General features: G+C 44.2%; 13 protein-coding genes. 3 read left to right on the top strand and 10 right to left on the bottom strand.

Annotation, left to right across the window (positions count from 1 at the left end; translation table 11 throughout):
• Window positions 1–14 precede the first annotated feature (14 nt).
• Window positions 15–998 (top strand): hypothetical protein, encoded by a 984-nt coding sequence (locus tag A3C46_08275; GenBank protein OGQ21377.1) that lies wholly within the window; start codon window positions 15–17, stop codon window positions 996–998.
• The gene (locus A3C46_08270; protein ID OGQ21376.1) at window positions 961–1,827 is read left to right on the top strand and encodes a protoheme IX farnesyltransferase; all 867 of its coding nucleotides are present in this window, start codon (window positions 961–963) and stop codon (window positions 1,825–1,827) included. The genes A3C46_08275 and A3C46_08270 overlap by 38 nt, the downstream gene beginning before the upstream one ends.
• 8 nt (window positions 1,828–1,835) lie before the next feature.
• On the opposite strand, the gene A3C46_08265 is transcribed toward A3C46_08270, so the two are convergent.
• Genes A3C46_08265 through A3C46_08255 form a run of 3 tightly spaced genes read right to left on the bottom strand, consistent with a single transcriptional unit; the run spans window position 1,836 to window position 3,638 of the window.
• Window positions 1,836–2,267, bottom strand: a complete 432-nt coding sequence (locus tag A3C46_08265; GenBank protein ID OGQ21375.1) for a hypothetical protein — start codon at window positions 2,265–2,267, stop codon at window positions 1,836–1,838.
• Window positions 2,264–2,734: a hypothetical protein gene (locus tag A3C46_08260; GenBank protein OGQ21374.1), complete on the bottom strand. Its 471-nt coding sequence runs from the start codon at window positions 2,732–2,734 to the stop codon at window positions 2,264–2,266. Before A3C46_08260 ends, A3C46_08265 begins: the two co-directional genes overlap by 4 nt.
• Before the next feature lie 31 nt (window positions 2,735–2,765).
• The gene (locus tag A3C46_08255; protein OGQ21373.1) at window positions 2,766–3,638 is read right to left on the bottom strand and encodes a hypothetical protein; all 873 of its coding nucleotides are present in this window, start codon (window positions 3,636–3,638) and stop codon (window positions 2,766–2,768) included.
• A gap of 68 nt (window positions 3,639–3,706) precedes the next feature.
• On the opposite strand from A3C46_08255, the gene A3C46_08250 reads away from it, so the two are divergent.
• Complete coding sequence (locus A3C46_08250) at window positions 3,707–5,248, top strand: hypothetical protein (protein OGQ21372.1); 1,542 nt, start codon at window positions 3,707–3,709, stop codon at window positions 5,246–5,248.
• 5 nt (window positions 5,249–5,253) lie between these two features.
• Here the strand turns inward: A3C46_08250 and A3C46_08245 are convergent, their stop codons facing one another.
• The 7 genes from A3C46_08245 to A3C46_08215 form a co-directional block, all read right to left on the bottom strand.
• Window positions 5,254–5,958, bottom strand: a complete 705-nt coding sequence (locus tag A3C46_08245; protein ID OGQ21371.1) for a hypothetical protein — start codon at window positions 5,956–5,958, stop codon at window positions 5,254–5,256.
• A gap of 86 nt (window positions 5,959–6,044) precedes the next feature.
• Window positions 6,045–7,283: a hypothetical protein gene (locus A3C46_08240; GenBank protein ID OGQ21370.1), complete on the bottom strand. Its 1,239-nt coding sequence runs from the start codon at window positions 7,281–7,283 to the stop codon at window positions 6,045–6,047.
• On the bottom strand, window positions 7,280–8,263 hold the full coding sequence (locus tag A3C46_08235) for a hypothetical protein (GenBank protein ID OGQ21369.1): 984 nt from the start codon (window positions 8,261–8,263) through the stop codon (window positions 7,280–7,282). The genes A3C46_08240 and A3C46_08235 overlap by 4 nt, the downstream gene beginning before the upstream one ends.
• A gap of 150 nt (window positions 8,264–8,413) precedes the next feature.
• Entirely contained in the window at window positions 8,414–9,373 is a 960-nt protein-coding gene (locus tag A3C46_08230; GenBank protein ID OGQ21368.1) for a thiamine-phosphate kinase, read from the bottom strand.
• Window positions 9,366–11,393 carry a hypothetical protein gene (locus tag A3C46_08225; protein ID OGQ21367.1) on the bottom strand — a complete coding sequence of 676 codons (2,028 nt, stop codon included), beginning with the start codon at window positions 11,391–11,393 and terminating at the stop codon, window positions 9,366–9,368. The genes A3C46_08230 and A3C46_08225 overlap by 8 nt, the downstream gene beginning before the upstream one ends.
• Window positions 11,390–11,908: a nucleotide exchange factor GrpE gene (locus tag A3C46_08220; GenBank protein OGQ21366.1), complete on the bottom strand. Its 519-nt coding sequence runs from the start codon at window positions 11,906–11,908 to the stop codon at window positions 11,390–11,392. Before A3C46_08220 ends, A3C46_08225 begins: the two co-directional genes overlap by 4 nt.
• Complete coding sequence (locus tag A3C46_08215) at window positions 11,905–12,939, bottom strand: heat-inducible transcription repressor HrcA (protein OGQ21365.1); 1,035 nt, start codon at window positions 12,937–12,939, stop codon at window positions 11,905–11,907. Before A3C46_08215 ends, A3C46_08220 begins: the two co-directional genes overlap by 4 nt.
• Window positions 12,940–13,062: the final 123 nt, after the last annotated feature.

The raw sequence follows: 13,062 nt of genomic DNA, 5'->3' as shown, positions 1-13,062 counted from the left end.
TATTGGTCGCCTCAATGAAAAAACTTCTTTCAGGAACCATTCTTCTCACCTTTGTCCTTTTTCTGTGGGGAGCGCTTGTAAGGAGCACGGGTTCTGGACTTGCTTGTCCCGATTGGCCACTCTGTCATGGACAATTTATTCCGCCGATGGAGTTGCCGATTTTTCTTGAGTGGGGACATCGAATAATTGCGACCATTGTGGGGGCTGGCGCCCTTTCTATTCTTCTTGTCGCTTTTCGAAAACGATATCGTAAAGAACTTGGGGCAATTGCTATTCTTTCGTTTGTCTTACTTCTCATTCAAGCCGGTCTCGGTGGAGCTGCTATTTTCACCGCACTTGCGCCCTATGTCGTCAGTATTCATCTCGGCGTTGGGACACTTTTTTTGACGACACTTTTGTGGATGCGACTGCGTCTTGTTGGTAATGGCGTTCCCAAACTGTTGAGGATTTTCTCGCAGGGGACCTCTGAGGGAGGCGCGTCGATGCCATATGAAATAAAAGCGCCGACTGAAACAGAGGCTGTGAGGAGCGTAACCGCAAGCAGCCGTTCCCCGAGAGAAAATGCGAAAACAGTTTGGTTCATTGGTGCCACTCTTCTCGTCTACCTCCAACTCATTCTCGGCGGCTTTGTCGCTTCGTCACATGCCGGTCTCGCATGTCCAGATTTTCCAAAATGTTTTGGAGAGTGGATTCCACCGCTTGAAGGAGCTGTCGCTCTGCACTTCTGGCACCGCATCATGGCTTACGTAATTTTCATCATGGTAACTCTTACGGTGATTCTCACGTTACAAAAAAAACCGACCAAAAAAGGAAGGATTCTCCTTTTTCTTATTTTTGGCAGTATGATGCTTCAAGTGTTGCTTGGCATCATCAATGTTCTTTTTGCTCTGCCGATGAGTGTTCGAGTGTCGCATCTCGGAATGGGAACGATACTCTACGCACTTCTTTTTATCACTGCTTATGAGGCACAACGTGTTCGCTTATTTGAATCTCACTAAACCGCGCATTAGTCTTCTCTTTGCGCTCAGTGGTTTAACCGCTCTCGTCATTGAAGGGAGTCTTCTCACAGAGCAGTCACGACTTTGGATTCTTGTCCTTGCGATCTTTATTATTGGTGGATCTGCAAATAGTTTTAATCAATACTTTGAACGTGACATCGATAAACTGATGGCACGCACAGCCCGCAAGCGCCCTCTTCCTCTGGCTCAGATAAGACCGAGAAATGCTCTTCTCTTCAGCATTCTCTCCGGTGTTCTCGGTTCCTTTTTACTTTGGAAATTTGGTGGATGGCTTGCGGCTTTTCTAGGGCTTGGCACCATTCTCTTTTACAGTTTCTATTACACACTGTGGCTCAAACCACGGACGCCCTACAACATCGTGATCGGCGGCATTGCCGGAGCAACAGGACCTCTGATCGGTTGGGCTGCAGCAACGGGAACCTTGCATTGGATCCCGTTTCTTATCTTTTTGATTATCTTTCTGTGGACGCCGCCCCACTTCTGGGCACTCGCTCTTTGCTGCAAAGAAGATTATGCAAAAGTGGGACTTCCTATGTTGCCACTTGTAGCGGGTGATGAAGCGACACGCAAACAGATTTTGCTCTATTCGCTCGTTCTCGTCCCAGTAGCTGTTTCACTTATGCTTTTTGAAAGCATCGGGCGGTTTTATGGAATTACGTCGATCATTCTGGGAGCGATTTTTATCGGCATGACCATCAATCTTTTTGTGACCAAAACAACTCCTGTTGCCTGGAAACTTTTTGGATATTCGATTGTCTATCTGCTCCTGCTGTTACTCGCCCTTATTCTGGACCATTTTTTAACATAGAATTTATTTCATTTCTGCTTTTTTAAATACCGCATCACCGCAGTGACAAAATATTCGATATCTCCCAATTCATGCTTCAGAAAACGATAGATTTGTTTGTGATCGATATCTTCATAGACATGCACAATGCGATTACGAAGACCTGCAAGATTGATAAATGCTGTCTCTTTTTCTTTTGAAAGAATTTTTCCTTTGATCAAAAGAAGAAACACATCGCGATATTCAAGCGGTTCCCCTAAGCTCTCCTCAGCAACAATATGCGATCCAATATCAAGCATCGCTTCAATCGACACTTGCAGTAAACGCTCTGCTGTCGATGTATGCAAAATATTTTGCACATACGCTTTATAAGGAAGTTTTCCCAACTGCTCCAGTTCCTTTACATTCCGACGAATTCGAAGAAGTTTTGATGAGATCGATTCTTGTTTCAGAGGTGTCATGATGCTTTCCTTAAAACAGCTTCTTGGAGAGAGAGGTGAAGCTGACGACGCAAATGTTTCGTATTCAAGTAACGTTGGATCGTCTTCAAACGAAATTGTTTGAAGCTCTTTTCATTTCGACAATAGAGAAGTTTTCCGGTTTGCAGAACATTCATCCATAAAAGTGGTGAAGCACGATTTAAGATGGCAATGTCAATATCAGTTCGCCCAAAGACTTCCTCCATTTTCTCGCGTATTTTCCCAATCAGTGAAAATGTTCCTTTGTCATTTTGAAAAAGTAAGGCGATATCAATATCGCTGAGTGGTTTCATGTTCTGCATGGAAAAAGAACCGTGAAGAAACACAAGGTCAACCGGAAGTTTTCGAAAAAAAGAACGAAGTTCCTTTTCTTGTTTCATAACCTCACAAAGACTTACATCTTTGATTTTTTCAACATCAGCATGAAATCGCATGACGATAGTGTGCAAAAGACCTCGCTAAATTGCAAGGAAGAGATCCTTACTTCTGAAAGAGGCTCTGATAGAGCTTAAGGCAAGACACTCCTTCGGAGGAAGCAATTCTTTTCACATCCTCATATTCTGGAATTTGTTTGATGATATTTCCCTTCTCATCTTTTCCGATTTTAAAACGAATTTTTCCAACCTTCGTGGCGATTGTTTTCAGCTCTCGCGTCAGTACTTTTCGCTCGACCGGATAATAGCGCACCCCAAACGTTGTCGTCTCTTTGAGGATAAGATCACAAATTTTATCCTTCTTCTCCCAGGGAGACTGACAAGAGAGAAGAATCGCGGGACGATTCTTTTTCATTTGGATGGGTTGCAATGTCACATCCACAGCACCCGCTTCAAAAAGCCGCTCTATTATATAGTCATAGAGTTGCGGATTCATGTCATCAATGGTTGCTTCAACCATAAGAACAGGAAAACCTTCACCGATAAGGACACGCAGACCATCGGCTTCTCCCACCGCTTCAATTTTTTGAAGTGGCGATTCTCCAAAATGATCGACCATACTTGCCATCAACGCAGCTCCCAATGGCGATATGGTTTCTTTTTTTGTCTTTACTTTTTTGAGAGGAATATTTTTCAAGAGAGAGATGGTTTTTGTGGAGAGTGTTCGCTGATTGCAGGGAATCGGTGAGGCCATCACCTGGTCAAGGCCACTGATACGTTCAAATAACTGTTCCAAAAGATGTTTTTCTTTTGGAGTGACGACGAGTTTCTGTTTCCGAAGTAAGTTTGTAAGATCAGTCATCAAAACATTTGCTTTTTGATGCGCCACTCGAGGGAAAGAAAAAGGGGCATTGATCAATGCTTGATGCAAGGTTTCAATTGACACTTTTGAGAGACAGTCGATATATGCAATCAGCATAGGGGGCTGTCTAATCTATCCGCAGGTAAACCACAAGATGTGCCACACAGTTCTCGCCAGAGGTGATGATGAAGAAATTTATTTTCTGGCTCGTACTTCTCTTTCTCGGAGCATGTCACTCTCAAAAAGAACCGAAGGTTAAAAATATTATTTTTGTGGTTGGTGATGGCATGGGGATGCAACAAGTTGCTCAGGCCATCACCTATCGACAATCTCTTCTGCCACACAGTCCACCACTTCACATGGAAGAGTTTCTCAAAACAGGCGCCTACAGTATCATGACAACTTCAAGCTATGACAGCCCTGTGACCGATTCCGCTTCTGCTGCAACGACTCTTGCCTGCGGTGTCAAAACACTGGTGAATGTGGTTGGCATCGGTCCCGATGGAAAAGAGTGTGAATCGGTGGTTGATGTCGCACAAAAAAAAGGAAAGGCGATCGGCATTGTCTCTGATACAAGACTCACCGATGCAACCCCTGCTGGTTTTTCCGCATCAGCGGTAAGTCGAAAACAAGAAACAAAAATGGCAGAATATATTCTTCGAGAGAGCAACATCGAAGTCTTGCTCAATGGTGGTGGTGCTGAGCTGATTCCTCAAAATACCTCTTTTGGAGATATTCCTGAGTGCCAAGGAATTGCTCCGATCATTAACCACAAAAGCCACCGCAGTGACGATATGGATCTCATTGAAGAAGCAAAAAAGAAAAATTACAGCTTTGTCTGTACTTCAGATCAGCTTGAAAAAATCGATTCTCAAAAAACAGAAAAACTTCTGGGTATTTTTAGTGATACTTATTTTCCCTATCGTCTCGATGTCGATGAAGCACCAACCATTCCTTCTCTGTCGCTCATGACGCAAAAAGCGCTCGACATTCTTTCGCGAGATAAAGACGGGTTCTTTCTTCTTGTGGAAGGAGGGCTCATTGATGTTGCAGCGCATACCAATGATGCTGCTTCACAGCTGGCTGAAACACTTGCATTTGATAAAGCGCTTGGGGTTGTGCTTGCCTATGCTGAAAAACATCGTGATACCTTGGTCCTTGTCACCGCTGATCATGAAACAGGAGGGTTTGGCATTGTCTATATGAAAGACCCAAAAACTCACGTTGTCACGTTTCCCAATGGAGCAACGTATGAAACCGATTACAAACTCCCTTCCTACAATGAAGCATTTGGTCTTCTCTTGAAACAAAAAAAATCATTTAAGGAAATGCTCTTGCCGATGGTCAATCGACTCAAAGAAAAAAATGGATATACAGAACAAAACGCAAGCAAAGATTTGATGAGAGCAATCTCTGAACATACGGCGTATACGTTAACACCCGAACAGGCGCTCTATGTGGTGACTGCTCCGCAAGATCAAAATCCTCAAAAACCTTTTGGAGATTCACCACGATTTCAATCTGGAAGCTACCACAACTACGGCGCGCGCCTTAATCACATCTTGTCTTTACAAACCCTCAACGTCTTTTCAGTAGGGACACACACCTCAGATCCAGTTTATCTTTTTATGAAAGGACCTGAGAGGGTGACAAAAAATCTTCGCGGATTTATCGATAATGCGGAGCTTGGACAGTTTATGAAAGGGACGTTGGAGAGATCGCGTTAAGATAATTATGCAGGTACCGAATCAAATGAAATCTCGGCTATTGCAGTGTGCTTCTTTGAAAGAAGTTGAAGTGCATATCGTTTATCAGGTTGCATGAAGAAACGCTCTAATCGTTTCCCATTTGAATCACGAATGATTGTCGATCCATTCTTTTGAGTAATGGTTACACGTGTAGAATCAGTTCCGATCACTTCGAGCACAACCACATCATTTTTTAATCTTTGCGTCAGCTGCACTTTAAGTTCTGTCGGTTGATTGTTTGCAGGGACTTTAATTGCGTATGTACGAAGAGATGCCTTTCCGTTCATTGTGCGACGAATAACTTTTGGTTTCACTGTTTGTTCAGCTACTACTGCAACAGGTTTGGAAGAAAAAAGCCGACGCCGAAGAGCAGACATAGAAGAAGCGTGCGAATGACCTCGCTGCCAAAGAGCATATTTCATCTCGGCAAGGCTACGCTCATATCTCCCAGAACTTCCTGTTGCATCTGAAGGACTCCTCTTTTTAGGATCTACCAGTGGAACTTTGACGAACTCAGGATGTGCAAATTCTCTTGGAGTCAAAACGGGAGAAATACTGCTGATAAGACACTGATCATCAACCTCTCCCTCAGGAGTGGGGCGACAATCGTGTGTAAAAGGACGTTCTACAACCTCTCCGATCTTCATTGGATCTACGATTCGAATAATGCCGCTCTTTTGTAATGTCATAAAACCTCCTCGTACATTGTTATTACCTCTTCATTATCGTAGAACCGAGCAAAAAGTTGTGATAAAAAAATTCCTTATTTTTCAGCTCATTTTGAGGGTTCTTTCCCCAGAATCTCCACCTCTAAAACCGCCCGATCGGTCGCTTTGCGCACAATAAATCGTAACGTGTCCGATTCAATGATGTCTCCTAGAGCAGGAATTTTTTTAGCGAGATACACCACGTAACCCGCAATCGTTTCATATTCCCCTTCGACAATACCGAGTTTCAATCGTTCATTGGCTTCTTTTAATTCCATGCGACCGTTCACAAGAAAATTCCGGTGCCCAAGACGTCGATAATGAGTTGGCACCACATCGTGTTCATCGCGAATTTCCCCCACCACCTCTTCCATGACATCTTCAATGGTCACAATGCCCGTTGCCGCTCCATACTCATCCACCACAATCGCAATCAACTCTCCCTTTTTTTTCATGGAAATAAAAAGTTCGTCTAACGACATCTCTTCAGGCACATAATAGGGAGGATGCATCAGTTCACGGACAGATTTGCTCGCATCTTCAAATAAAAAATCTGTGTTATGCAGCACACCGAGAATATTAAAAAATTTTCCAGAATACACCGGAACCTTAGTGAATCCCTTCTCTTCGATAAAAGCTATTGCTTCCTCGCGCGTGGCTGAAGCAGGAAGAGCCGCCACATCGACAAGGGGTGTTTTAATGTTGCCAACTCTGGTTTCAGCCAGATCAAAAATGCGTGAGATAAGCGTTCGTTCGACCTCTTTTACATCTGTGGTCTCTTTCTCACTTGCTTCGAGCATGGCTTCTAACGCTTCTCGGGAAACACTCACTTCACTCTCTTCTCGTTTGACCCGTGACAAAAGTGCATCCGTGAATTTTGCTAAAACCCAAACAACAGGACTGAAAATCGTTGAAATCGTCAAAAGAATTGGACTGACCACGAACACAAGTTGATTCGCATAGTATTGATAAAGACTTTTTGGAATGAGCTCACCGACAATAAGAGTGAATGGAAAAATGAGAAGAGCAAATCCTGTATAATCAGGACCATAATGATCAATAATATAAAGTGTGGTAACGACAGAAGCAGTGACCGTACAAATATTGGTTCCGAGAAGTGTGATTGAAAAGAATTTTGCAGGATTGGCCGTTAAACTTTCAACTGCTTTTGCAAATCGCGAACCTTTCTTCGACGCCGTCCTAATCTTTAAACGATCAGCATTGACGACCGCCATTTCGCTTCCGGAAAAAAAACCCTCACCAAGAATACAAATGACAAGAACAATAATAAGAAACAAGAAACTCATTCTTTCATCTCCCCAAAAAGCTCCACGAGCACATCATGCATCGTCACAATACCAATAAGTCGGTGTTTTTCATTTACCACAATTGCCATATGCACACGGTATTCCTGAAATTTACGAAGTAACGGCTCAAGGGCTTCATCTCCTTTGACAAAAATAGGAGTATGAAGAAGAGAACGAATATCCTCTGTTTTAGATTGCTGTTGTTTTTGATGAAATCCAAAGAGATCACGCACATGCAAAATACCGATCACGTGATTCCGATCTTTTTCGTAAATCGGAATACGACTGAAATTGGTCGCGCGAATTTCTTCGAGCATCCGTTCATACGAAATATCGACGGGAAGCATGAAAAGATGTTCTTGCGAGGTCATGATGTCGCGTACCACTTTTTCGGTGAATTCAAAAACCTGATGAATGAGTTGTCGCTCTTCTTCGACGAGTTCTCCTTCTGCTTTTCCAATATCGACAAGCCGACGAAATTCTTGTTCCATAATCATGGGCTCAGTTGCTTCAGGTTTCCCGCCAAACAAACGAATGCCTGCATCTGCACAGGAGCTCAAAATCAAACGAAAGGGAGAGACCAGACGATGGAAAAGTTTTAAAGGGATAATCACGAGGGGTGCAAGTTGGCGCGCCAATTGCTGCGCAATGGTTTTCGGAATAATTTCTCCTAATGTCAAAATAATCGGCGTGATAATCATAACGGCCAAGAGTGTTTGTATTTTAATGTTCCCTGGATAGAGTTCTCTGACAAGCGCCGCGCCAATAATCGAAAGCCACACATTGCTCAGTTCATTTCCCAATAAAATAGTTCCTAAAATTTCGCGCGGTTTTCGGAGATATTTCACCACTTCTCTTTTTGCTGAGGACTTGGATTGTTCAAATTGATGTCGTTCAAGAGCAGAGAGTGAAAAAAGCGCTGTTTCGGCGCCTGAAAAAAATGCGGAGAGAAAAAGCAAAAGAAGAAAATAAAATTCCAAACTGCCTCCTAAAGTCTGTAAAGAATAATTATGTCATTGCGAGAAGTCCCCCACGAATCTTGGGGGACGACGAAGCAATCTCCTGTAGACAATGTTTTCAGGAGATCGCCACGCCCTCCGGGCTCGCGATGACATCTTTGAAAGCAAATTCTAATCAAAGTGGTCATAACCTTTGTGAGAAAGAGAGATCATAGCTCCCTTTTCATCGAATGCAACAACGCGCCCCTGTTCACAAATAGTGCCAATGCGGGCATAGGAGTATTTTTTTTCAAACTCCGCGCTTTTTTTTACATCCACCGTAAAACAGAGCTGATAATCTTCACCGCCAGTAAGTATCGTTTCGATGGGATCGAGATCACAAAGGCGACACACTGCTTCAAAGTTGTGGGCACGAGGAATATTTTTCACTTCAATTTCAAAGCCAACTCCACTTGCTTTTGCAATTCGTTCCAGATCGAGAAAAAGACCGTCGCTCACATCAATCATACTTGTCACCATTCCGCTTTTTCGTAGCTGAATTCCTGCCTGAAGTTGAGCTGAAGGGAGTTGATGAGCGCGAAGAAATGGATGAGCTTTCGGATGATCAACCTTCTTTTCAAGACATCGAAGCCCAAGAGCAGAACTTCCGAGGGGTCCTGTCACATAGATGCCATCTCCGCAAGAAGCGCCACTGCGCAGGAGAGCTTCTCCAGACGGAACCGTTCCTAAAACGGTGATGGAAATAACAAGATGAGACAAACTTTTACAAGTATCTCCTCCCATAAGACTCACCTGATACATTTTTTCCGTCTTTCGAAAACCCTCTGCCATGGACGTGATCGCATCGATGCTTATATTTTTGGGAATTCCAAGAGAAAGGGTATAAAAACGTGCCTCGCCTCCCATGGCAGCGATATCGCTGAGATTGACGGCGAGTGCTTTTGCGGCAAGGGATGTAAAATCTGTGGTGTGACAACGAAAATGAACCTCCTCAAGAAGGATATCACTGCTGACTAATAAGTCTTCACCGCTTCTCTTTATCACCGCGCAATCATCGCCAATGCCAACAGCAAGAGAAGCAGGTTGCGTGGCCCCCTTTGCAATCAGACCAATCACGTGTTCTTCATTCATAAACAATGGGAGAAATCTCTCCTTCCGTCACCGTTAATAACGTCAGACGGCGATGGATATCTCCATCTTGATCCACATACATACGTCCTGTGGCTCCTTGAAAATCGGTGAGTCGCGCAAGTCGTTCTTGAAGAGAGGCTCGCTCAAGCGCTGCTCCTTCTTGAATGCTGACAAAAAGCATACGCATGGAATCGTATCCGAGCGCTTCGAGAAGCGTCGGTTCCGTTGCGTATCCTTCATAAAAACGTTTCGTAAAATTTTGTGATTCATATTCGGTAGATTTTTTGACAAAACCTCCGACAAAAATAGCTCCATGAATATACGTTCCTCCCCGCTCAACCAGATCCGGATTATCCCAACGAGCGGTTCCCAAGTAGGTCACGCGCTCCATACCGAGCATCGAAAGAGTTGGCGCTAAAAATCCGACCACATGCGGAGCATCAGGAATAAAAAGAGCATCGTACGTCGCATCGATCCCACGAAGCTGTTCAGCAAAATCCATACGATGAGGAAGATACGAACGACTTCCCACAATGCTTGCTCCTTGACGCTCTACTTCTGTTCGAAAAAGGAGATCAAATTCTTTTCCCAAAGGATTTTCAGGATAAAGCACAAAAAATCGAGTCATCTGTTTTTTTCCGATAACATAATCGAGAAGCGTTTTGACTTGTGACATCGGCGTAATCGAATTTCGAAAAATATATTTTCCAATTTGGGGAATTCCTTCTTTTTGCGAAAGCGCAATCATCGGCACGCCCAGCGTTTCGCTTTTTTTTGCCGCTTCTTCGACCTCCTGAGAAGTGAGAGGACCGATAATAGCCTGAACATCAAGCGATGCCAGTTCTTCGACTGCACGAACAGCTACTTCAGCCTCGCCTTTGGAATCGCGCACGATCAACTCGACTCCTCCTGGTCCAACACAAGGCTCAAAAATTCCGGCAGCACACTCAATTCCATGAAGCACCGATTCTCCGTACACGCGATATTTTCCGGAAAGAGGAACGATCACGCCAATCTTAATAGGTCGATCGCCAATACGTCCTCCCACTTCAGCAAAAAAAAGTTTCGCTGATGGATACATTTCATGTTGCGGATATGTTTGCAGATACGCGGAAAGAATTTCATGAGCTTTTTTTTGATCCCCTTCGAAAGAGAGAACTTTTGCGAATTTATAAAAAACATAGCCTCCCGATTTTTTTCCTTTATACGTATCGAGCGGCAGTGCACTCACCTCTGCTGCAGTGACAGCTCCGTCATCCATCCAACTGAAAACTCGCTGTTTTGCTTCTTCGTGTGTGACCAGCGTCAAACGAGAGAGGTCTTCTTGAGAAGAGACCTCTGCGTAATCATCGAGTAAAAAAAGAGCAAAGCGAACAGCGTTTGGTTGAACTCCCTCCATGCGATCGAATGCCATCAACGCTAACGAATCACTTTGTAAACGAAGAAGAATATTTGCATGTGCTCGATTTATTTTTTCAAGTTCTGCAATTGTTTCCTGATCGCGTCGCACATGATAAAGCGAAGTGGCTGCTTTGAAATGAGCTTTCGGTGCAAGATCTGGTTGTTGAATGTGAGCAGTTGCCAAACGATAAAACGGAAGCGCTTCTTCATAGTTGCCTTGAGTAAATCGGATTTCAGCCCGTTGAAAGTGGGCACGATCAGTTAATTCCGTGTAAGGAAATTGTTCGATAAGCTGCGCATACTGCTCATCCGCTTCTGCGAAGGCACGGCGCATGAACTGTTCTTCAGCGAGATTAAAAGCGCGCTGGATCTCAGGCGTGACACGATGAGGATAGCCTGCTGTCGTTGTCTTGGCGCAACCGTTTATAAAAGAAAAAAATAACACTATAGCCAACGCGTGAGGAAAAGCTCGTAGAGGGTATCGCGGAAGCGATTTTCTCAAACGGGATAAGATCAACAAAATCGCTGAGCGTAAGCGACCGATGCGGGCTGACCCGCAGCGGGACGCGGCCCTCGAGAGCTTTTGCGAGATAGCGTTGGCTTTGGCATTTTTATTCATTCTTTTTTAGAAACAGTGACCATCGCGGGCCGAAGCAAACGATCACCTAAGCGATAGCCTTTACGATGAACAGAAATCACGGTGTCAGGATCAACCTCATCACTCATCACGGTAGAGACGGCTTCATGTTCTTCAGGATTAAAAGGTTGATGCAACGCTTCCACTTCACGCAGATCAAATTTTGAAAGAGCTGCGAAAAGGTCTTTCATGACAAGATTTACTCCTTCACCAATATTTTTTGCTTCGTCACTCGACTCCGGAGTCACATGGTCGAGCACACGACCGAGACCATCAAGCGCTGGCAAGAGTACTTTGAGAAGATCTTCATTTGCATACTTTGTTCGCTCTGCAATTTCTTTTGAAGTTCTTTTTTTATAATTTTCAAAATCTGCCATGACCCGAAGCAATTTTTCATAGTGCTTCTTCGCTTCTTGTTCTGCAGCATGCAGATCAGCAGTGAATTGTTCTTCTTCAGCACCATCTTTTTCAATTTCTTTTTCTTTCGTCTCTTTCATGAACGAACATCTCCATTCAAGTAATCACTTACAAGTTTTGAGGTAAAATCGACAACAGAAACAATACGAGAATAATCCATGCGCGTGGGCCCAATAACTCCCAAGGTTCCGACCACGTGACCCCCTTTGCGATAAGAGGCAGAGATAACGCTGAGCGGCACGCCCTCTTCTTGGGCGCGCGAGCCGACAAAAATCTTCACTCCTTCGCCTTCATGACAACGATCGAGAAGTTTTAAAATCCTCTGTTTCTCCTCAAGCTTCGCCATTAACTTTTTGAGTTCTTCGAGTTCTGAAAACTCAGGATGCTCCACCAAATGCTCTTCCCCTTCGATCACTACTTCTTTTGCAGGAACAGAGGCAAAAAGTTTTTCTGAAAAGAGAAAAGCTTGACGAAGAAGATGATCGTAGTCGGCTCGCTCACTTTCGAGTTCTTGAGAAATTTTTTGGCGCGCTTCTGAGAGATTGAGACCAGAAAAAGTTCGATTACAAAAATTATTTATTTTTTCGAGATCTAAAAATGTAAAATCTTCATCCACTTCAATGAGCTGATTTTGAACCAGTCCATTTTGCGCCACAAAAATACCGAGAAGTCTTCCGCGCGAGAGTCGCAAAAACTCAACCTGCTTTAGTTCAATCTCTTGCCAACCCGGCATCACGACCAGTCCGATATAGCGCGACATCGACGACAACGCGCCTGAAGTACGATGGAGAAATTGTTCAATCCCCCCTTTTTGAAAACATTGCTGTCGAATAGATTCTTTTTCGACATCAGAGAGATCGTGGATATGGAGAAGGCTCTCCACATAATACTGAAAAGCAGCTTCCGTGGGAATACGACCCGCTGACGTATGCGGCTGCTCCAGCAGCCCCATTTCCGTCAAATCAGCCATCACATTGCGAATCGTTGCGGGCGAAAGATTTCCTGAATGGCGTTTGGCAAGCGAACGTGAACCGACAGGTTCCGCGCTGGTTATATAGTCGGAGATGAGGAGCTGCAAAATCTCGCGATATCTTTCTGGTAGTGAATTCATAGTCGTAATCCAATTCCAAACAGATCAAGATCCGGGTGACGCCGGAGCGTGTTCCGGGAGGTCTCCGTCTTTAGCGGAGGGCCGGAACACCGCAGGCGGCAGGACCCGTATCAAATAAGAAAC

It is taken from the genome of Deltaproteobacteria bacterium RIFCSPHIGHO2_02_FULL_44_16 (assembly GCA_001798185.1).
GTDB lineage: Bacteria > UBA10199 > UBA10199 > 2-02-FULL-44-16 > 2-02-FULL-44-16 > 2-02-FULL-44-16.
This window is presented reverse-complemented; position numbering and strand designations above follow the sequence as displayed.

What these genes read in the sequence shown, in the direction of transcription:
- A3C46_08265 (OGQ21375.1), bottom strand. Translation starts at nt 2,267, where the DNA reads ATGACACCTCTGAAACAAGAATCGATCTCATCAAAACTTCTTCGAATT.
- A3C46_08275 (OGQ21377.1), top strand. Translation starts at nt 15, where the DNA reads ATGAAAAAACTTCTTTCAGGAACCATTCTTCTCACCTTTGTCCTTTTT.
- A3C46_08215 (OGQ21365.1), bottom strand. Translation starts at nt 12,939, where the DNA reads ATGAATTCACTACCAGAAAGATATCGCGAGATTTTGCAGCTCCTCATC.
- A3C46_08220 (OGQ21366.1), bottom strand. Translation starts at nt 11,908, where the DNA reads ATGAAAGAGACGAAAGAAAAAGAAATTGAAAAAGATGGTGCTGAAGAA.
- A3C46_08270 (OGQ21376.1), top strand. Translation starts at nt 961, where the DNA reads ATGAGGCACAACGTGTTCGCTTATTTGAATCTCACTAAACCGCGCATT.
- A3C46_08225 (OGQ21367.1), bottom strand. Translation starts at nt 11,393, where the DNA reads ATGAATAAAAATGCCAAAGCCAACGCTATCTCGCAAAAGCTCTCGAGG.
- A3C46_08230 (OGQ21368.1), bottom strand. Translation starts at nt 9,373, where the DNA reads ATGAATGAAGAACACGTGATTGGTCTGATTGCAAAGGGGGCCACGCAA.
- A3C46_08250 (OGQ21372.1), top strand. Translation starts at nt 3,707, where the DNA reads ATGAAGAAATTTATTTTCTGGCTCGTACTTCTCTTTCTCGGAGCATGT.
- A3C46_08240 (OGQ21370.1), bottom strand. Translation starts at nt 7,283, where the DNA reads ATGAGTTTCTTGTTTCTTATTATTGTTCTTGTCATTTGTATTCTTGGT.
- A3C46_08245 (OGQ21371.1), bottom strand. Translation starts at nt 5,958, where the DNA reads ATGACATTACAAAAGAGCGGCATTATTCGAATCGTAGATCCAATGAAG.
- A3C46_08255 (OGQ21373.1), bottom strand. Translation starts at nt 3,638, where the DNA reads ATGCTGATTGCATATATCGACTGTCTCTCAAAAGTGTCAATTGAAACC.